The sequence below is a fragment of the Mesorhizobium sp. M7D.F.Ca.US.005.01.1.1 genome (assembly GCF_003952545.1).
GTDB classification, from domain to species: domain Bacteria; phylum Pseudomonadota; class Alphaproteobacteria; order Rhizobiales; family Rhizobiaceae; genus Mesorhizobium; species Mesorhizobium loti.
Genome location: NZ_CP034453.1, coordinates 1,954,442 through 1,973,191 on the forward strand (window position 1 = coordinate 1,954,442; position 18,750 = coordinate 1,973,191).

16 protein-coding genes are annotated in these 18,750 nt (G+C 63.3%); 9 read left to right on the plus strand and 7 right to left on the minus strand.

Translation table 11 applies throughout. The features are described from left to right. The first annotated feature begins 8 nt into the window (after positions 1-8). Positions 9-641, plus strand: a complete 633-nt coding sequence (locus EJ076_RS09305) for a TetR/AcrR family transcriptional regulator (protein ID WP_126067689.1) — start codon at positions 9-11, stop codon at positions 639-641. A gap of 156 nt (positions 642-797) precedes the next feature. Next, positions 798-2,192: a multicopper oxidase family protein gene (locus tag EJ076_RS09310; protein WP_126067690.1), complete on the plus strand. Its 1,395-nt coding sequence runs from the start codon at positions 798-800 to the stop codon at positions 2,190-2,192. 52 nt (positions 2,193-2,244) lie between these two features. Here EJ076_RS09310 and EJ076_RS09315 read toward each other — a convergent pair whose 3' ends face one another. From EJ076_RS09315 to EJ076_RS09325, 3 genes are all read right to left on the minus strand, one after another. Beyond that, a complete protein-coding gene (locus tag EJ076_RS09315) occupies positions 2,245-2,532 on the minus strand; it encodes a PTS sugar transporter subunit IIB (protein WP_056583361.1) in 288 nt (95 codons plus the stop codon). A 17-nt stretch (positions 2,533-2,549) separates the two neighbouring features. Then, positions 2,550-3,011: a PTS sugar transporter subunit IIA gene (locus tag EJ076_RS09320; RefSeq protein WP_126067691.1), complete on the minus strand. Its 462-nt coding sequence runs from the start codon at positions 3,009-3,011 to the stop codon at positions 2,550-2,552. Positions 3,012-3,085: 74 nt separating this feature from the next. Then, positions 3,086-4,492 carry a PTS transporter subunit IIC gene (locus EJ076_RS09325; protein WP_126067692.1) on the minus strand — a complete coding sequence of 469 codons (1,407 nt, stop codon included), beginning with the start codon at positions 4,490-4,492 and terminating at the stop codon, positions 3,086-3,088. A 339-nt stretch (positions 4,493-4,831) separates the two neighbouring features. On the opposite strand from EJ076_RS09325, the gene EJ076_RS09330 reads away from it, so the two are divergent. After that, positions 4,832-6,148 (plus strand): NAD(P)H-dependent oxidoreductase, encoded by a 1,317-nt coding sequence (locus tag EJ076_RS09330; RefSeq protein ID WP_126067693.1) that lies wholly within the window; start codon positions 4,832-4,834, stop codon positions 6,146-6,148. A gap of 4 nt (positions 6,149-6,152) precedes the next feature. Here the strand turns inward: EJ076_RS09330 and proC are convergent, their stop codons facing one another. From proC to EJ076_RS09345, 3 genes are read right to left on the minus strand one after another with little or no spacing between them, the layout of a single operon-like run. Then, the gene (gene proC, locus EJ076_RS09335) at positions 6,153-6,968 is read right to left on the minus strand and encodes a pyrroline-5-carboxylate reductase (protein ID WP_126067694.1); all 816 of its coding nucleotides are present in this window, start codon (positions 6,966-6,968) and stop codon (positions 6,153-6,155) included. Between the two features lie 24 nt (positions 6,969-6,992). Beyond that, positions 6,993-8,396, minus strand: a complete 1,404-nt coding sequence (locus EJ076_RS09340; RefSeq protein ID WP_245462981.1) for an O-antigen ligase — start codon at positions 8,394-8,396, stop codon at positions 6,993-6,995. Beyond that, positions 8,365-9,363 (minus strand): glycosyltransferase, encoded by a 999-nt coding sequence (locus EJ076_RS09345; protein ID WP_126067695.1) that lies wholly within the window; start codon positions 9,361-9,363, stop codon positions 8,365-8,367. Before EJ076_RS09345 ends, EJ076_RS09340 begins: the two co-directional genes overlap by 32 nt. Positions 9,364-9,534: 171 nt before the next feature. Between EJ076_RS09345 and EJ076_RS09350 the strand changes: the two genes are divergently transcribed. Genes EJ076_RS09350 through EJ076_RS09360 form a run of 3 tightly spaced genes read left to right on the plus strand, consistent with a single transcriptional unit; the run spans position 9,535 to position 12,424 of the window. Next, the gene (locus tag EJ076_RS09350; protein WP_126067696.1) at positions 9,535-10,707 is read left to right on the plus strand and encodes a glycosyltransferase family 4 protein; all 1,173 of its coding nucleotides are present in this window, start codon (positions 9,535-9,537) and stop codon (positions 10,705-10,707) included. Beyond that, entirely contained in the window at positions 10,704-11,498 is a 795-nt protein-coding gene (locus EJ076_RS09355; RefSeq protein WP_126067697.1) for a WecB/TagA/CpsF family glycosyltransferase, read from the plus strand. The genes EJ076_RS09350 and EJ076_RS09355 overlap by 4 nt, the downstream gene beginning before the upstream one ends. Beyond that, positions 11,495-12,424: a DUF6492 family protein gene (locus EJ076_RS09360; protein WP_126067698.1), complete on the plus strand. Its 930-nt coding sequence runs from the start codon at positions 11,495-11,497 to the stop codon at positions 12,422-12,424. The genes EJ076_RS09355 and EJ076_RS09360 overlap by 4 nt, the downstream gene beginning before the upstream one ends. 76 nt (positions 12,425-12,500) lie before the next feature. Here the strand turns inward: EJ076_RS09360 and EJ076_RS09365 are convergent, their stop codons facing one another. After that, complete coding sequence (locus EJ076_RS09365) at positions 12,501-13,796, minus strand: lipopolysaccharide biosynthesis protein (RefSeq protein ID WP_126067699.1); 1,296 nt, start codon at positions 13,794-13,796, stop codon at positions 12,501-12,503. A gap of 198 nt (positions 13,797-13,994) precedes the next feature. On the opposite strand from EJ076_RS09365, the gene EJ076_RS09370 reads away from it, so the two are divergent. The 3 genes from EJ076_RS09370 (at position 13,995) to EJ076_RS09380 (ending at position 18,628) form a co-directional block, all read left to right on the plus strand. Next, positions 13,995-16,529 carry a Wzz/FepE/Etk N-terminal domain-containing protein gene (locus tag EJ076_RS09370; RefSeq protein WP_126067700.1) on the plus strand — a complete coding sequence of 845 codons (2,535 nt, stop codon included), beginning with the start codon at positions 13,995-13,997 and terminating at the stop codon, positions 16,527-16,529. A 180-nt stretch (positions 16,530-16,709) separates the two neighbouring features. Next, complete coding sequence (gene folD / locus EJ076_RS09375; protein ID WP_109670266.1) at positions 16,710-17,609, plus strand: bifunctional methylenetetrahydrofolate dehydrogenase/methenyltetrahydrofolate cyclohydrolase FolD; 900 nt, start codon at positions 16,710-16,712, stop codon at positions 17,607-17,609. A gap of 20 nt (positions 17,610-17,629) precedes the next feature. Continuing rightward, positions 17,630-18,628 (plus strand): GlxA family transcriptional regulator, encoded by a 999-nt coding sequence (locus EJ076_RS09380; RefSeq protein WP_164548583.1) that lies wholly within the window; start codon positions 17,630-17,632, stop codon positions 18,626-18,628. Positions 18,629-18,750 lie beyond the last annotated feature (122 nt).

Genomic DNA, 18,750 nt, shown 5'->3' on the forward strand with positions numbered 1-18,750 from the left:
GAGGCGCTATGGAAAATAATGGTGAGACCAGGTCGGCTCGCAAGGATCGTGAAATCATCGAAGCGGCCACAGCCGCGTTTATCGCCAACGGTTATGATGGAACCAGCATGGAGGAGATCGCCACCAAGGCAGGAGCTTCCAAGCAGACCGTCTACAAGCATTTCAGGGACAAGGAGACACTTTTCTGCGAAGTCGTCGAGTCCACCGCCAGCCTGACTAATGACGTTGTCGAGTCCGTGACGATGCTGCTTTCCGAGGCGCAATTCATGGAGGGCGGTCTGCAGCAGCTTGCCCGGCGCATGACAACGACGCTGATGGACGACAACTTGTTGAAGCTGCGGCGTCTGATTATCGCCAACGCGGATCGAATGCCGCAGCTTGGCCGCAGCTGGTATGAAAAAGGTTTTGAGCGCATGCTTGCCTCGGTGGCATCATGCTTTCAAAAACTTACCAGTCGAGGCCTGTTGCAGACTAGCGATCCCCGTTTGGCGGCCAGTCATCTCTTCGGAATGCTTCTCTGGATCCCTATGAACGAAGCCATGTTCACCGGAAGCAACCCGCGCTCGAAGGCTGACCTTGAGCGGCACGCCGATGCTTCGGTCGAAGCGTTTCTTGCCGCCTATGGGGCGCGGTTGAAATAGTCGCGCTCCTCCGTCTACATCGGCTGGTATCTTGAGTAGATCTGCCGCGCCAGAAACAGCTTCAACTGCCAGCAGGCCGGTTTTGCACAGGCTGCTCGCTTACGATCCAAGGCTGCGATAAACCCAAGGCAGCCGTCTTTGCAGTTGGAGCGCCGAATGACCGTACTCACACGCCGCAGGCTTTTGAAAGCGGCTGCGGTTGCCGGCGCGGGCGGGATCGGGCTCTCGGCCCTGGGTCGGCTTGGCGGTTGGGCCGCTGCCACGCCTGAGCCGGTGGTTTTGCAGACGGCAAAGATCCAGACGAAGCTGATGGATGTCGGCCAGACCAGGGATGTGCTGACCTATGGCAACGCCGGAATGCCGCCGGTGCTCAGGATGAAAAAGGGCGAGCCCTTTGCCGCGCGTCTTGTCAACGCCATCGACGATCCGACGACGATCCACTGGCACGGCATTCGCGTTCCAAACAAGATGGACGGCGTGCCGTTCCTGGTCCAGCCCTACGTCTATACCGGCGACCATTTCGATTACGCCTTCACGCCACCCGACGCCGGCACCTTCTGGTACCACCCGCATTGCAACACGCTGGAGCAGATGGGCCACGGCCTGACGGGCGTGATCGTGGTCGAGAACCCCAGCGATCCGGAATTCGATGCCGAAATCGTCCTCAACCTGCGCGACTGGCGCCTCGGCGATGATGGCCAGTTCATCGATCAGTTCCGACCGCGCGATGCCGCAAAAACCGGCACTTACGGCACGGTGCGCACCGCCAACTGGCTCGATCAGCCGCAATATGATGCGCCGGCCGGAGGGCTGGTGCGGCTCAGGGTCGCCATCACCGACGTCACCCGGATCTATGCCTTTCGCGTCGATGGCGCCGAGGCGTCAGTCATCGCGCTGGATGGCAATCCGGTACCGCAGCGTTTTTCCCCCGATGCCTTGCTGCTTGGACCCGGTCAGCGCATGGAGCTGGCCATCCGCATGCCCGACGACGAGGGCGCTATCGTCAGCTTGCGGGACGTCAGGGGCACCAAGCCAAAAATCCTGGCGACCCTGCGCGCGACAGGAAACTCCCTCAAACGGGACATTCGTGATGTTGCTCTCTTGGAGGTCAATCCGGTGGCGGAGGTGGATCTCGCCAGCGCCCAACATATTTCCCTGGCGCTCAGCGCCACGGCGGAAAACGTCCCGAGCGATGGCATCTGCGGTTCACTTGGCTACAGTTTCTGGGCCATCAACAAGGTGCCTTGGCCCGGCGATACGCCGGATCCGACCGCCCCGCTGGCCGAATTGAAGCTCGGCAGGAGCTATGTCATCGACATGGAGAACCTGACGCCGCAATCCCATCCGATGCATCTGCACGGCATGAGCTTCAAGGTGCTGTCATCCTCGACGCGCCAGGTTCAGCCTGTCATTTCCGACACCTATCTCATCCAGCCCAACGAGAAGGTTCAGCTCGGTTTCGTCGCCGACAATCCCGGCGACTGGCTGCTGCATTGCCACATCATCGAGCATCAGAAATCGGGAATGACGAGCTACGTCAGGGTGGTCTGAAGCCTCGTCCTGTTACCGAGGCCGAGCCAGCCTCCGCGACGCTTCGAGACCATCACTTGCGCAATTGCGCCTCGATCTCGTCGAGGATCTTGTCCTTGCCGATGCCGGTGAGGAAGGCGAGGCCTTTGATGACCGGCTTGGTCACCGAAGCGGAGATCGGAGTGGTGGCGACGATGAAGTCGACATTGTCGGCCAGTCCCGGCACTTCGGTGGCCTTTGCCTGCTGGGCATTGAAGGTGAGGCCGCGTTTCTTCATTTCCTCGGTGACGGCGACGTTGACCGCGGTCGAGGTGGCGATGCCCGTGCCGCAGGCAAAGAGAATGGTTTTCTGTCTGGACATCTCTGCTTCTCCTTGTTTCAGCCGAGTACGGCTCGCACGTCGTCGAGGGTTCTGGCCGACCTCAAGCCGTCCAAGGTTTGCGGATTCTGGATGATGGCCATGACGGCCTGCAGCGCCTCAATCTGCTTGTCCTTGTCATTGATGGCAAGCAGGAAGACAAAGCCGACCGGCAGCATCTCGTCGGGGTCTTCCATGTTGGCGAAGGTTACCGGTTGCTTCAATGTGCCCATCGCGATGCCCGGTTTCAGCACATGCTCCGGATCGGTGTGCGGCACCGCGACATTGTCGGGGCGCTCCAGCGGCAGTCCTGTCGGGATGGTCAATTCGCGGCGCACGACCGCGTCGGCATAGGAGCTTTTGACATAACCAAGCATCTCGAGCCGGCCCGCCAGGATGCGGATGATCTCCTCATTGGTCGATGCATCGGATCCGAGCACGATCGCTTCGGGATCCAGAAGCTGCATGAGGCCGTCAGGCATTTCTTTGCTCCGTCGATGAAATCGTGCGCCCGTGAAGGGCGCACGATCGGTTCAAACGCAAGGCGCTATCAGGTTCAGACCGTCTCTTCGGCCGGCTCGTCCTCGGCGCCCGCGGCCCGTTCCCAGCCGAGCGGATTGCGGCGGTAGAGGACAAACAATGCCGCGATGACCACCGCGATCACGATGATGCCGACAAGCCCCATTCCCTGGATCGCCTCGATGATCACGTAAGGCACCCACAGGAAACCGTCGACCACCGAGGTGATCTGCAGCGCGTCCGCCGGCAGCTTGAAACCCGAAGCGACGGCAGCACTGGTGAACAGCGGCGCCAGCGCGTTGGCGACGTAGAAGCCGATGGCCAGCGTCACCGTGCCGATCACCACCATGCGGAACACATTGCCTTTGACCAGAGGCGCGGTCATGGCGACGATGAAGGGAATGACCGCCAGGTCGGCGAACAGGATGACGCGGTTGCCTGGCAGGATGATGGACAGGATGATCGCGATCGGCACCAGGATCAGCGACGACGAGATCGCGGCCGGATGGCCGATCAGGATCGCCGAATCGAGGCCAACAAGCAGCTCGCGGTCGCCGGTGCGCTTGCGTACGAACGCCTGGGCTGCGTCGGAAACCGGGAGCAGGCCCTCCATCAGTATCTTGACCATGCGCGGCAGCAGCAGCATGACCGCCGCCAACGTCATGCCGGTGCCCAGAATTTTTGCCAGCACCACGCTGAGATCACCCGCATTGTAGAAGGCGATCGCGCCGAGCACGAGGCCGATGATCAGGCCCATCACGACAGGTTCTCCGAACACGCCGAACCTGCGCTCGATCGTATCGGTGTTGATGTTGATGCGGTTGATGCCGGGAATGCGGTCCATGATCCAGTTGAGCACAATGGCGATCGGCAGGATCTGCGCGGAGGCGAGGTGCGGCACGGAAATGCCGGGCACGCCGTAGAATTGCTGCACCGCGCGTGCCGACCAGTCGGCGAAGAGCAGCGACAGCGCGGCGACAAGTGCTGCGACCGCGATGCCATAGGCCAGATTGTCTGTCGCGGCGACGACCAGTGAGCCGACAAAGGCGAAATGCCAGAAATTCCAGACGTCGACATTGAGCGTGCGCGTCATGCGTGTCAGCAGCAGCACGATGTTGACGAGGATGCCGACCGGAATGACCCACAGGCCGACCGATGAGCCGAAGGCGATCGCCGCGGCCGAAGGCCAGCCGACATCGATGATGTCGCGATGGATGCCGGTGTTGGTGACGATGGCCTTGGCAACGTCTCCGATCGACGTGAACATGAGGCCAAGCACGAGATTGATGCCGATGAAGGCGACGCCGATGGTGACGGCGGCGCGAAAAGCCTTGCTGACCTTGGCGCCCAGAACCACGGCAATGATAAAAATGACGATCGGTAGCAGGATCGTCGGGCCGAGCGTGTCGATGGCCCCTTTGAGGCCCGCGAGAACAGTATCCATTATTCCTCCCCTGGAGCCCCCGAGCCTTCGCTCGACGCCTCGCAATGATGCTCCATCCAGCCTTTGACGCCACCCTGGCGCAAAGACACTCCCCAGTCCGCCGCGAGGCGCATGCTCTCCGATCTGTCGATGAACATTTGCCTTTGTTGGCGAACGAATGTTTTATTGTGGCTGTTCACGACAATGTCAATTGGCAACCCTTTGTGCCAATCGCCCGGGACGAATGTCCCTTGTTCGGGCGATTTCGCTGGAAAATGCCGGTCGCCAACGGTTTCGTTGGCAAATGGAGCCGGTTCCCTGCTATCCGACCATAAATCACGAAGCTGTGGACATTCCTGCATGACCAATGTCGCCCTGACCGGCCTTGCCCGCGATCTCGCCAGGCGTGCCGCCGAGGGCCGCCCTGTGCGCATCGGCGTCATTGGCTCGGGCGAGATGGGCACCGATCTGGTCACGCAAGGCATGCTGATGCCGGGCATTTCGGTCTGCGCCGTCTCGACACGCCGCCCGCACACCGCGCGCGATGCCATCCGCATCGCCTATGGCGATGAAGCCATGGCGGTCGAAGCCGACACCACGTCGAAAGTCACCGGCGCCATAGAGAGTGGCAAGATCGCCATCACCTCCAACGAGATGCTGGTCACCAATCCGTTGATCGACGTCGTCATCGACGCCACTGGCAAGCCGGGTGTTGCCGCCGATTTCTGCCTGTCGGCGATGGAGCACGGCAAGCATCTGGTGATGATGAACGTCGAGGCCGACGTCACCATCGGCTGCTACCTCAAACAGCAGGCTGACCGGCTTGGCGTCGTTTATTCGGTGGGTGCTGGCGACGAGCCGTCGAGCTGCATGGAGCTGATCGAGTTCGCGTCGGCGCTCGGGCTAACCATCGTCTCAGCCGGCAAGGGCAAGAACAACCCGCTCAACCACGACGCCGTGCCCGATGACTATCGCGAGGAAGCGATCCGCCGCAACATGAACCCGCGCATGCTGGTCGAGTTCGTGGATGGCTCCAAGACCATGGTCGAGATGTGCGCCATCGCCAACGCCACCGGGCTCGTGCCCGATGTGCCCGGCATGCACGGCCCCAAGGCCGACCGCGACGATCTCGCCAAGGTGCTCATTCCGCGTGAGGATGGCGGTCTGTTGCTGAAGAAAGGCGTCGTCGACTACACGGTCGGCAAAGGCGTCGCGCCCGGCGTCTTCGTCATCGTCGAGGCGACGCATCCGCGCATCATCGAGCGCATGGACGATCTGCATATCGGCCACGGTCCTTACTACAGCCTGTTCCGGCCCTATCATCTGACGTCGCTGGAAGTGCCGCTGACGGCAGCCCGCATCGTGCTGTTCGGCAAGCCCGACATGGTACCGCTGCCAAGGCCGGTGGCCGAAGTCTGTGCCGTCGCCAAGCGCGACCTTGCCGCTGGCGAGACCTTCGATGCGATCGGCGAGACCTGCTACCGTTCCTGGACCATGACCGTCGGCGAAGCCCGTGCCCGGCGCGCCGTGCCGGTCGGCCTGCTCGAGGGCGGCAAGGTGCTGAAACCGGTCAGGAAAGGCGAATTGCTGACCGCCGACAATGCGTCACCCGATCAGACGACGAGGCTGTTCGCCTTGCGCCGACTCCAGGATGAGATGCTTTACGGGGCAAGCTGAGGATTTACTTCCCCAGCTCGACAGACCGCAACCGCGCCGCCTCCACCGCCTGCGTCAGCAGATTGGTCAGCCGGTCCTCGCCCATCAGCACATCCAGCGCCGCGGCCGTCGTCCCCTTGGGGCTGGTCACCTGCTGGCGCAGGACACCCGGTTCCTCGCCGCTTTCGGCGGCGAGCGAGGCAGCGCCATAAACGGTCTGCATGGCGAGCAGCTTGGCGGTTGCCGTCGGCAGCCCAGCCCTCTCGGCTGCCACGGTCAGCGCCTCGATGAAATGAAAGATATAGGCTGGCCCCGACCCCGACACGGCGGTCACCGCATCCATCAGGCCCTCGTCATCGATGGTGGTCACCTCGCCGCTCGCCGACAGCAGGTCGGCGACGAAACGCTTGGTGTCTTCGGAAACCAGCCTATTGGAGAACACCACCATCATGCCTTTGCCGATTGCTGCCGGCGTGTTGGGCATGCAGCGCACGATCGGTGTGCGGCTGCCCAGGATTTCCTCGAAGGTGGCGGCAGGCGTGCCGGCGGCGATGCTGACGAAGGTGGTGCGGCCATCTGCGAAGCGCTTGTAGGCGGCGGTGACGTCGCGGATCACCTGCGGCTTCACCGCGATGACGACGAGATCGGGCACGGCATCGGCTGGAATATCGCCGGCATCGGCTGATGTGCCGCAGCCCAGCGTTGCCGCGCGATTGCGCAGATCGGCATTGGGCTCGACCACGAAAACCGCCGCCGGCGCAAGCTTGCCGGATTTCAGCCAGCCCGAGAGCATGGCGTAACCCATATTGCCGCAGCCGGCGAGAACAAGCCTGATCGTCATCGAAGGCCCTCCGAAGGAAGGCCTTCACATAGACGCTGGCGCTTCCCTGGGGAAGCCCCCGTCAGGAGGAACGGGAAGATCGTGCACCGCGATCTCGGATCGCACACTGCGATCGGGATCGCGCACCGCGATCGGCCGCAGCGACACTTGCCTGAGGCCAAGCACGCCGAGCACGAAGAACAGCCAGACCGGGTCGCCGCGATGGAAGAAGAAGCTTTCGAGGAAGGCGTTCAGCGCCGTGAACAGCACCACCATCATGAAGAAGTCGCCGAGAAAGATGTTTTCCCTGCGCAGCGGAATGCGCATGTAGTCGCGCAACGGCGCGATGAGGAAGGTGTAGACCGCCACGCAAAGTGCCGGAATGCCCATCAGCACGGCGATGTCGAGATAGCCGTCATGGCCGTGCACGATGGTTCTGATGTCCCAGGGCCGGTCGAAGGGCTGGTCCTGATTGAGCAGCAGCGGCGTTCCCCAGAAGCTCTCATAGCCGTAGCCGGTCCATGGCTTCTTCGCCAGCATGCTGCCGGCAAACTCCCACAGCGTCGTGCGGCCGGTGTAGGTCATGTCGGGAAAATAGATTGCCGCCAGATGTTTCACCGGCGGCAGGAAGACGATGCCCAGCGTGCCGACCGCCGTGGCGATGATCGCCAGCGCAAACAGGATCGGCGTGCCGAGCCGCATGCCTATCAGGCTCGGGAACATCACGATCAGGATCGAGAACGGCACCAGGCCAGCTGTTGTCTTGGAGCCGGTGTGCAGCATGAAGATCATCGCCGCGAGGAAGATCCCGGCGCCCCAGTAGCGCTGCCCGCGCCGGTAGAGATAGAGGCCTGCGAAACTGAGGCAGGCCATGATCGGGCCGGCGATGTTTTTGTGGGTGAACACGCCGCGCCACAGGCCGGCATGTTCGGGCTCCTGTGAGTCGGCGGTGTGCATCGCCTCGTGCGGAAAGACGATGAGGCCGAGATAGGAAAGGCCCATGACCGCGACGGCGGTGAAGATGATGACTTTTGAGAAGGCCTCGGCGTCGCGCGGCAGCACCAGGATCGTCGCCATCGTCAGGATGCCGATCAGCGTGAAGGAGGCGGCACGCATGGCCGAGGGCGGGTCGGTTGCCAGCACCACCGACAGGAAAAAGAAGCCCAGCATCAGCATCCAGGACGGGCTGAGCAGCGAGCGCACTACGCGCGGATCGGCAAAGGCCATCAGCGAGAAGATCGACATGGCGCCGAGCGAACTGAAGCCAAGCTGGTTGACGATGTCGCCGCCTTGACCGGTGAGCTCGGCGCCGGCCGGCTGGAACGGCCGGAAGGACACCATGATGACGGTGAACAGCAGCGCGGCAATGGCAGTGGCCACGCCTTCGCGCGTGAACGCGGCGCTGAGCGGCGCGCGCTCAGTTTTTCTCAGGCTGGCGGTATTGCTCATTGGCATATCCGAATTCGGCCAGCACGCGGCCGAGCGCCACATGAACGGGGTAGATGGCGATCGCCGGCGATCCGGTTCGCGCCAGCCGCATCAGGCCGCGAAACGGCGAGGCGGCAAGCAGCACCAGGCTCTTCAGCAACACCTTCACGCCGGCCAGTGGCGTGCCGGCGCGTTTCTTCTTTTCGACCAGTGTCGAGATGACGCCGTTGCGCAGGCTGCGAGCACGGATCCAGTCGGCTTCGACACGCCGGGCCGGAACGGTTTCTTGCACTTGCGCTTCAGCGCACCAGCCAAGCACGAAACCGCGCTGCGCCGCCCGGCTCAGGAAATCGGAATCGCCGCCGCCCATGAAGTTGAATTTCAGATCGAGAAAGGGCGGACCCATGGCGATCAGCACATTGCGCCCGACCAGAAGATTGCCGGACGAATAGAGTGCCGGCACGCGCCCGGTCTCTCGATAGGGAGGCGCGAACACCGGATGCTCGGCCCATCGCGCATGTGCGGGATCGGCAAACACAGGCACCTGCGGGCCGCCGACAATATCGGCGCCGAGCGTCTCGGCTGCCGTGCACATCCGTTCCAGCCACCGCGGATCGGCGATCTCGTCGTCGTCGATGACCAGCAGATGCCTGAAGTTCGGGAATTGCAGGATCGCTGTCTGCCAGCCGGCATTGTAGGCGCTGCAATTGCCGCGCTCCTGCGCAATGATGACCAGACCTGACATCTCGCCGCGCTCGAACAGCGGCACTGCCGCCTTGGCGCCAGCCCGCGCTTCGGCTTCGTTTTCCATGACGACGACGGCAAAGCGCCTGCCGGTTTGCTGCGCACGTAACGACGCCAGCGTTTCCAGCACCTGCTCGGGCCGCTTGAAGGTCGGCAAGGTGACGACCGCTTCGACGGCCTCGAGGTCAAGCCGCGGCGAGCGTCCTGCGATCGATACCGAACCGTCCGATGGCAAAGGGATCATCCGTGTCCAGCCACATGGTGAGTTGGGCTCTGGTAGCACCACGGTGATAAGGTTTCGTTAATCACCTTGCACGGAGAAGCCCGCCAGGCAGGGGCTTTCGGTCGTCGAATGTGCTCGCTTAATCAAGGGTTCACCGCACTTTGCTACCGGCTACACCACTGGATAGGTGAGATGCATCTGCTGTTCGCCACATCGATCGTGCCCGACGGCGCTCTCGCCTCGGGCTACGAGATCGCCAACGCTGCGATCATCGCTGCCTTGCGGCGCGCTGGCGCGCGCGTCACCGTCATCGGCTTCACCTGGCCGGGGAGACCCGCGGCCGATCCCGAAAACACCGTGGTGCTGGGTGCGATCGACGTGCGCACGGACAATGCCTCTGCACGGCAAAAGCTGGCCTGGGTCGGCAAGGCGCTGCTTTCGGGCCTCACATTTGCGTCGGTCAAGTTGCGCGCGGTGTCCGACGGCGATGTACTTGCTGCAGTCGAGCGCACCGGCCCGTTTGACGGCTACGTGTTGAATTCCGTGCAGTTCGCCGGTGCCTTTGAAAAGCTGTTCGCTGACCGGCCTTCGATCTTCGTTGCCCACAATGTCGAGCATCTTTCGGCGCAGGAGAATGCCGCTGCGGCCGGAAGCCTCTTCCAGCGCCTGTTGTTCCGCCGCGAGGCGAGGTTGCTCAAGACCGTGGAAGAACGTCTCTGTCGACGGGCGCGCTTCGTCTTCACGCTGGCCGAGGAAGACCGCGCCGCACTCGGTGTCGCCTCGGACGACCGCTCGGCGGTGCTGCCTTTGGTGACCGGCGCCGCGGCGCCAACCCGGAAAGGCCCGCGCCGCATCGACTGCGACGCCGCCCTGATCGGCACCTGGACCTGGCAGCCGAACCGCATCGGTCTCGACTGGTTCCTGGGCAAGGTCGTACCGCATTTACGCTCCGATTTCCGCATCCGCGTCGCCGGCAGCATGCCTGCCGGCGTTACGTCGAAGCATCCCGGTGTCGAATTTGTCGGCCGCGTGCCCGACGCGCAGGCGTTCGTAAGCAGCGCTGCCGTCATCCCGTTGATCAGCACCGCCGGCAGCGGCGTCCAGTTGAAGACCATCGAAACCTTCGAGCTCGGCCTGCCGTCCGTCGCCACCAGCCGGTCGCTGCGCGGCATTGACCATCGCCCGGCCAATTGTGTCGTCACCGACGACCCCGCTGCCTTCGCCAAGGCTCTCGAAGCCGCGGCTGCCGACATCCGCGACGTCGACGGCAGCGCGTTCCGGCGTTCGCAGGTCAAGGCGCTCGACGCCGCCATCCGTCTCGGCCTCGAAAAGCTCGGGCCTGTCAGGCAGGAGGCGTTTGCATGAACATGCATTCCGCCCGCGCCGCCTTCGGGCTCGACAAGCTCAAGACGATCCTTGGCATCCCGGTGGTTGCGATCCGCTGGAACGATGCCATCGTCCTGCTGAACCGGCTGATCGCCGAGCGGCGCTTCACCAAGGTCAGTTTCCTCAACGCCCACAACGCCAACATCGCCTGTACCGATCCGGTCTTCGCCGAGGCGCTGGATGATTTCCTCATCCTGCCCGACGGCATCGGCGTCGATCTGGCGGCGAGACTTCTTTACGGCGCGCCGTTTCCGGACAATCTCAACGGCACTGATTTCGTCCCCGCCTTCCTGCAAGCCTCGACGACGCCGCTGACGGTTGGGCTGCTCGGCGCGACGCGCGTCAACGCCGAAGCGGCGTCGGTCAAGCTGGCAGCACTGGCCGTGCAGCACCGGTTCGTGGTGATCCACGACGGCTATTTCCCCGCTTCGCAGGAATCGGAAATCGTCGACCGGATCGCCGCGCTGCGGCCGGACGTGCTGCTCGTCGCCATGGGTGTGCCGCGCCAGGAATTGTGGATCGCACGCCATATCGACGCGCGCCACTGTACGCTGCCGATCGCCGTCGGCGCGCTGCTCGACTTCTTGAGCGGCTCGGTGCCGCGGGCACCCTTGTGGATGCGCCGGCTGCGGCTTGAATGGCTGTTTCGGTTGGCTGTCGAACCGGGCCGCCTGTGGCGCCGCTATGTGGTCGGCAATCCCCTGTTCCTGCTGCGCGTCGTCAGGCAGAGATTCTCGCGTACACCCGAAACAGCGAGGGACAGCCAGTGAACAGCAGGTTCGTTCCAGGCGCCGCTGTCGAACCGAGCCCGCTTCGGCAGACACCGACGGCGGCAATAGTGACGGCAAGCTACGCGCCCGATTTCGAACGCTGCCGCCTGTTGTGCGAAACGCTTGATCGCCACGTTTCCGGTGCGGCGCACCACTACATCCTGGTCGAACATCGCGATATCGAGCTTTTCCGACAGTTGGAGACCGGCCGCCGCACGGTCGTCGACGAGCGTGATCTGCTGCCACGCTGGCTGTATGCCTTCGACGACCCGCTCAGCCTGTTTCGACGGCGCGTCTGGCTCAGCCTGAAGACGCAGCCGCTGCGCGGCTGGCATGTGCAACAGCTGCGCCGCATCGCCATATCAGCACACGCATCCGAAGACGTGCTGATTTTCTGCGACTCCGACGTCGCTTTCCTGAAACCTTTCGATTGCAGCGCCTTCTGGCATGACGGCAAGGCGCGCCTGTTCCGCCGTGATGGCGTACTGGCGGACGAAGGTCACGAAGAGCATCGCGTCTGGTCGCGCAATGCGGGTGCAGCACTCGGCATCTATCCGTCGCGGACGTCGACCCACGACTACATTTCGACGCTGATCGCCTGGCGGCGCGACACCGTGCTGGCCATGTGCGGCGAGATCGAGAAGGTCCATGGCCGAAACTGGGTCGAGGTCGTCGGCTCAGCGCGCAAATTCTCCGAATGCATGATCTACGGCCGCTATGTCGACGATCTGCTGGACGGCGCCGGCCACTTCCACGGTTCGGAGGAGTTCTGCCGTGTCCACTGGACCGGCGAAGCGCTGTCGGACGACGAGTTCCGCCGCTTCGTTGCCGCCATGGCGCCGGAGCAGGTGGCGATCGGCATGCAGTCCTTCATCGGCACCGATATCGGCCGCATCCGCCGTTTGATCGGGCTTAATGAAGCATGATCCCGAAAAGTGGGAACCGGTTTTCTCAGACAAACGGTTTCCGTTTGTCCAGAGATCATGCTCAAACAAGGAAGTCTTAGACCGGCTTTGCCGGCTTACGCATCGCCGAATAGGTGAGCAGCGTCGAGGCGAGATACAAAAGCAGGAAGACGACATTGAGCGACAGCACCAGGTTAGGCGTGTCGAGGATGGTCGTCAGCACATAGGTCAAAAGCAGCGCCTTCAATCCGGCGAGTAGGCCCAGATTGAGCGCCCGCACCAGCGTCTGGCCGCGTGCGAACAAAAGCTCGGCCTGGTATTCGACCAGATTGCGCAGTCCCGGCACGCAGATAGCCAGCACAACCAGCGGAGCTGCCTCGGCGACATTCTTGCCGAGCGCGTTGGGGAAGAAATGCAGGACGATGCCAAGCGTCAGCAGCGCCAGCGTCGAGACCGCGAACACGCCGCCTTCGATGCCGCTCTTGACCGCCAGCCGTGACAACAGTTCCGGCGCGCGCATCATGCGCTGCACCAGCATCATCGAGAAGGTGCGGATCGGTATGGCCGTCAGGTCGACCAACCGCATGATGATGGCGTAGATGCCGGCCAGATGCGGGCCGCCGATCGCCAGGACCAGCAGCTTGTCGAACTCCATCTGCAGGTAGAACAGCACTTCGGCGCCAGCCACATAGATGGAATCGGCCAATCGCCTGAGATAGAGCTCGATGCGCAGCCGCAGCCGCTGGCGCGGGTAGAAGAAGCCGAAGGCAATCAGCAGCGAGGCGGCGTTGGCGCCGATATAGAACCACGACCATATCCAGACGCTGTGTTGCGCCCAGAACATGAACAGCACCGCGCCAAGCGCCCGCAGCGCCGTCGCCAGGATGGCCAGCAGCGCGGCGCGGCCGAACTTGCCCAGACCGTTGTTGACGATCAGCGCCACCTCCACCGGCCGCCACAACAGCGCTTCGGCAAAGACGATTGCCGCAAACACCGACAGCGGCACGGTGTCGGCGAAGAAAATCAGATAGACGCCGAACGAGGCCGCCGCCAGCAGCGGCAGCGACAGCACGCCGAGCAGCAGGAAGCCGGCGGTGAAGGTGCCGATCAGATTGGGTCGGATGGTGGCGGTGCGATAAAGCGCCGATATGAAACCGAAGGCGAGGATGCGCGACAGCATGACGCCGGCCGCCGATGCGGTGGCGAACATGCCGAACTCGGAAATGGACAGCGTGTTGGCCAGTGCGATGAAATAGGCGAGTGAAAACACCAGTCGCCCACCAGCGCCGCTGATCGCCGAGAAATAGTCGCGAAGCAGCCCCCGTCGTTCGGCCAAAAAAGTGCCGATCCGGGCGAGGGGCCGCCTTTGCGGTATATCACTGGCCTGCGTCATGTCTCACCGAGAGCCTAGGCCGGAAAACTTAACGTGCCGTTCTGGGGTCTACGGTTGTGTCGAAAATAGATGCAACCGAAGAGGGAAACCGCAGGCTCGGCGCGGGAAAATTAACCTTTTGTTTTCCATGCCTGTTTAGCGTGGCTTAACGAATGGCCAATCGCCGTTTGCAGGTCGCCAAGGGTAAAGTTCCAGACAATGGTCGACAGGGAAAACCGCGAAGACTGGAAGCGCGAGCGCTCGTTGCTGGCGCTTGGCCAGGCTGTGCGCGGCGACGAACCTGACGCGTCCCTGGTCTCGATCGGGGATCGGGCAGACCCGTCATGGCGCGAGGATGCCGCCACCCGCCATCGCCTCGCCCGTTCACGGCGCGAAACGCGGACGAACCCGAAGCTGTCGGATCCGGTCGCAACAGACGGGTATCAGGCCGGCTACGAGCCAGCCTCGTCGGTGAGCCATCCGCAAACCACGCCACGGACACAGTCTGAAACCGGCGCATCCGAACGCTACCGTTCAAGCGCCGCGCCGGCGTCCCACAATGACGGCGCCGACAGCCAGCAGTGGAAGCCGCTGATCGATCCAATGCAAGTCGTCCGCGGTGTCGGCAAGTCGAAGCTGCTGATCGTGACGACGACGATGCTGGGTGCCGCGCTCGGCATTGCGATCGCGCTGTCGACGCCGAAGAAATACGAGGCCACCACCGAGCTGATCGTCGATCCGCGCGACCTGAAGCTGACTGACCGCGATCTCACCCAGTCGGTCGTCGCTTCCGACGCCACGCTAGCCATCGTTGAGAACCAGGTCCGGGTGCTGACATCAGGCACCGTTCTCAACAAGGTCGTCGACAAGCTCAATCTGGTCAATGACCCGGAATTCAATGGGCAAGGTGGCGGCCTCAGCGTCATGTCGCTCATCCGCTCCGTCCTGTCTCGCAATGACGGACCGGGCGGTGTCGACGACACCCGCCGCCGTGCGCTGGCTGTCGGCAATCTGGCTGAGAGCCTTTCGGTCGAGCGCGGCGGCAAGACCTTCGTCATCACCGTCAGCGCGACAACGCAGAATGGTGAGAAATCGGCCCTCATCGCCAACACGATGACGGATGTCTTCCTGCAGACCTTCGGCCAGATTCAATCGGACACCGCCGGCCGCGCCACCGACGAACTCACGGCCAGGCTGGACGAGTTGCGCAAGGGCGTCGAGGCGGCCGAGCGCAAGGTCGAGGATTTCAGAGCCACGCACGACCTTGTCGACGCGCAGGGCCACCTCATCAGCGACGATGAGATGCTGAAGCTCAACGAGCAGCTGTCGGTTGCCCGCGCCCGCACGCTGGAACTCAATGCTCGGGCGGCCTCGGCGCGCTCGGTCGATGTCAACTCGGTTCTCACCGGCACCTTGCCGGAGGAGATCAACTCCAACACGATGAGCGATCTGCGTTCGCAATATGCGTCGCTCAAGCAGGAAGCCGACCGCGCCGCCATCCGGTTCGGTCCGCGCCACCCCGAACTCCAGGCGCTCAATGCCCAGATTGCCGGCGCACGCGACCGCATCGCCGCTGAGTTGCGCCGCATCGGCTCGTCGCTGCAGGTCGACCTCAAGCGCGCCGTGCAACTCGAACAGGATCTCGCTTCTCGTCTGGCTCAGCTCAAGGTCCGCAGCGGCGACGTCAACAGCGATCTGGTGTCGATGCGCGAACTGGAGCGCGAGGCCACCGCCAAGCGTTCCGTCTACGAACAGTACCTGCTCCGTGCCAAGGAGACCGGCGAGCAGAAGGACATCAACACCGCCAACATCAATGTGATCTCGAAGGCTTTCGCGCCACTCGAGCCGAACGGGCCGTCGCGGGTCGTCGTAGCGCTTGCCGGCCTGTTGCTGGGCTTTGCCTCGGGCATTGGCCTCGGCGCCATGCGTGGCGCCTATGAGAGCCTGCGTGACACAGCCAATTCGCGATCGCGCCGCGACCGCAGCGTGGATGAACGCCGGGCGCCCTATGAGGACAAGCCATATCGGGCAGCACCCCCGGCACCGCTACAACCACCAGTACTGCAGCCATCGACACCCCCGCCTACACCGCCACCACCTGCGCCACCGCCGGCAGCACCACCACCTGTCCAGCAAGCTGAGGTCGCCTCGGCCGAAGGTTCCGGCCGGATCGGTGCCTTGCTGTCGAGGCTGCACAAGTCCGTGTCCCGCAAGCCGTCCCCGGAAGAGCCTTTCGATACGGAGTGGGTCTCTGATGAAAACGTGAAGCCAACGCGAGATCCGGCGTACCCCGCCTATCTCCAGTCGGCACCGGCCTTTGCGTCCCAGCAGCAGGTTGCAGCAGCCTACCCGCCGTCGCCTTTCCAGCCGGGCGCCCAGGCCCCATATACGCAGCAGATGGCGCAGCCGCCATTACCGCCTCACATAGCGCCGCAGCGACCATATTCGGGCCCGCAGCTCTATCCCTACGCGCAGCCATTGGCCTACACGCAGCAGCCCGGCCATACCCATCCGCAGTCCATGCCCGCCCCCAATGCCGGGCAGCAGCCCTATCCGCCTCAGCCTGCTTCTGAGCCTTATCCGCAGCCGCCCATCCCGCCGCAGCAGGCGCCTCAGCGATCGGTGGAGGCGCCGCAGCCCAAGGCGGACGTCGAGCAGCAGGCGCCAATCGAGGAAATCCGCGCCAGCCTGCGCGAATTCCGCGAAGCGGTTCGCGAACTCACCGAGAGCCGCGCGCGTCGCCGGTACTTCTGAGCCACAAAATTCTTCGCTGTGCCGTACAAAAACATGCCGGTTTCGCGTAAACGGCATGGGAAGGCGCTTTGGCGGGATTGCGTGTTGGAATTTTCGTGAAAATGCCACGCGGTGAAAGATCAAAAAGCGCGTCGCTTCCGGAAGCGACGCGCTTGGGCATTTTGGTGTTGAGGATGGTCCATGGCCGAAGTGATTGATGGTAAGAGCGTTGCCGAAGATGTGGTGCGGACGGTCAAGGCCCTGACGGCCGAGCTGGTTGCCAAAGGCAACGCCAAGCCCGGTCTTGCCGTGGTCATCGTCGGCGAGGATCCGGCCAGCCAGGTCTATGTCGCCTCCAAATCGCGCACCGCCAAGGAATGCGGCTTTCATTCCGTCCAGCACACGCTGCCGGCCGAAACCTCCGAACAGGCATTGCTGAAGATCATCGGCGACCTCAACGCCGATCCGGCCATCAACGGCATCCTGGTACAGCTTCCGCTGCCGGCCCATATCGACGCCGGCAAGATCATCCAGACCATCGCGCCGGAAAAGGATGTCGACGGCTTCCATTTCATCAATGTCGGCAAGCTCGGCACCGGTGAACTCGAGACCGCCTTCGTGCCTTGCACGCCGGCGGGCTCGATGCTTTTGATCGAGCGTGTGCGCGGCAAGGACCTGTCCGGCCTCAATGCCGTCGTCGTCGGCCGCTCCAACATCGTCGGCAAGCCGATGGCCAACCTCCTGCTTGCCGCCAACTGCACCGTCACCGTCGCGCACAGCCGCACGAAGGATCTGCCGGCACTGGCCCGCACCGCAGACATTCTTGTCGCGGCCGTCGGCCGGCCGGAGATGATCAGGGGCGATTGGGTGAAGCCGGGCGCCACCGTCATCGATGTCGGCATCAACCGCATTCCGGCGCCGGAAAAGGGCGAGGGCAAGTCGCGCCTCGTTGGCGATGTTGCCTATGCCGAAGCGGCCAAGGCCGCCGGCGCCATCACGCCGGTGCCCGGCGGTGTCGGGCCGATGACCATTGCCATGCTGATGGCCAATACGTTAGCCTCTGCCTACCTTGCGGCCGGATTGAAACGGCCGTCCTTCTGACCCGCCAGAAAGCCGCAGCTTTGCCGAACCCCACTATTCCCTTGGAACGGCCGGCCATAACCGATCCCGTTCAAGGCGGCCGGCAGTTCGCTTTCCTGCTGGTCGACAAGTTCTCCATGTTCTCGCTGGCCGCGGCGATCGACACGTTCCGGTCGGCAAATCGGTTGCTCGGCCGCGACTTCTATGGCTGGACCACGGTGTCGGCCGACGGCGATCCGGTGATGGCCTCCAATGGCCTACCGCTCAAGATCGACTACGCCGTTGCCGACCTGCCGCCTGTCGACATCCTCTTCGTCTCGGTCGGGCTGACGACGGAATTTCCTGGCAAGAGCAAGGTGCTGGCGGCACTGCGCAGCTGGGGCCGGCGCGGCAATGCACTGGGTGCCTTGTCGGTCGGTTCCTACCTGCTGGCTGAGGCCGGCCAGCTCGAAGGCTATCGTTGCACTATCCATTGGGAAAATCGCGCAGGCTTCGTCGAACGGTTCCCCGACATCAACTGCACGGGCAACGTCTTCGAGATCGATCGCAAGCGTTATACCTGCGCCGGCGGCACCACCTCGATCGACCTGATGCTGGAGATCGTGCGCGGCGATTTCGGTTCGAATCTCGCCAATGGCGTCGCCAACCAGTTCCAGCATGAACGCATCCGCTCGGCCGGAGACCGCCAGCGTGTCGGGCCGGAACGCGACCTGACCGGCAAGTCGGAGAAGCTCAGGCGCATCGTCGAACTGATGGCCGACCACCTCGACGAGCCGCTGTCGGCCGTGCAACTGGCCAAATCCGCCGGCCTGTCGGTGCGCCAGGTCGAGCGCCTGTTCCTGCGCCATCTCAGCGTCACGCCCGGCCGTTATTACATGCGGTTGCGGCTGGAGCGGGCGCGCGAATTGCTGCGCCAGACCAACATGCCGATCCTCGATGTGGCGATCGCGACCGGCTTCACCTCGCATTCCTACTTCGCCCAGAGCTACCGGCTGCAATTCGGCAGGCCGCCCTCGGAAGAGCGCCGCACGACCTACTGAGCGGATTTTCGCTTTCGCCGAAAAGTTTGGCATTCGGCTCCCTCACAGCCGCGCCCGGACTTGTGTCCTGACGCCGCGTCAAATAGCTTTCCCGCCCGGATCAGGGGCGGATTTGAGGAGAT

Bases quoted from the DNA above. Each gene is read 5' to 3' on its own strand.
- EJ076_RS09305 (WP_126067689.1), top strand. From the start codon at position 9: ATGGAAAATAATGGTGAGACCAGGTCGGCTCGCAAGGATCGTGAAATC.
- EJ076_RS09310 (WP_126067690.1), top strand. From the start codon at position 798: ATGACCGTACTCACACGCCGCAGGCTTTTGAAAGCGGCTGCGGTTGCC.
- EJ076_RS09315 (WP_056583361.1), bottom strand. From the start codon at position 2,532: ATGTCCAGACAGAAAACCATTCTCTTTGCCTGCGGCACGGGCATCGCC.
- EJ076_RS09320 (WP_126067691.1), bottom strand. From the start codon at position 3,011: ATGCCTGACGGCCTCATGCAGCTTCTGGATCCCGAAGCGATCGTGCTC.
- EJ076_RS09325 (WP_126067692.1), bottom strand. From the start codon at position 4,492: ATGGATACTGTTCTCGCGGGCCTCAAAGGGGCCATCGACACGCTCGGC.
- EJ076_RS09330 (WP_126067693.1), top strand. From the start codon at position 4,832: ATGACCAATGTCGCCCTGACCGGCCTTGCCCGCGATCTCGCCAGGCGT.
- proC (WP_126067694.1), bottom strand. From the start codon at position 6,968: ATGACGATCAGGCTTGTTCTCGCCGGCTGCGGCAATATGGGTTACGCC.
- EJ076_RS09340 (WP_245462981.1), bottom strand. From the start codon at position 8,396: ATGAGCAATACCGCCAGCCTGAGAAAAACTGAGCGCGCGCCGCTCAGC.
- EJ076_RS09345 (WP_126067695.1), bottom strand. From the start codon at position 9,363: ATGATCCCTTTGCCATCGGACGGTTCGGTATCGATCGCAGGACGCTCG.
- EJ076_RS09350 (WP_126067696.1), top strand. From the start codon at position 9,535: ATGCATCTGCTGTTCGCCACATCGATCGTGCCCGACGGCGCTCTCGCC.
- EJ076_RS09355 (WP_126067697.1), top strand. From the start codon at position 10,704: ATGAACATGCATTCCGCCCGCGCCGCCTTCGGGCTCGACAAGCTCAAG.
- EJ076_RS09365 (WP_126067699.1), bottom strand. From the start codon at position 13,796: ATGACGCAGGCCAGTGATATACCGCAAAGGCGGCCCCTCGCCCGGATC.
- EJ076_RS09370 (WP_126067700.1), top strand. From the start codon at position 13,995: ATGGTCGACAGGGAAAACCGCGAAGACTGGAAGCGCGAGCGCTCGTTG.
- folD (WP_109670266.1), top strand. From the start codon at position 16,710: ATGGCCGAAGTGATTGATGGTAAGAGCGTTGCCGAAGATGTGGTGCGG.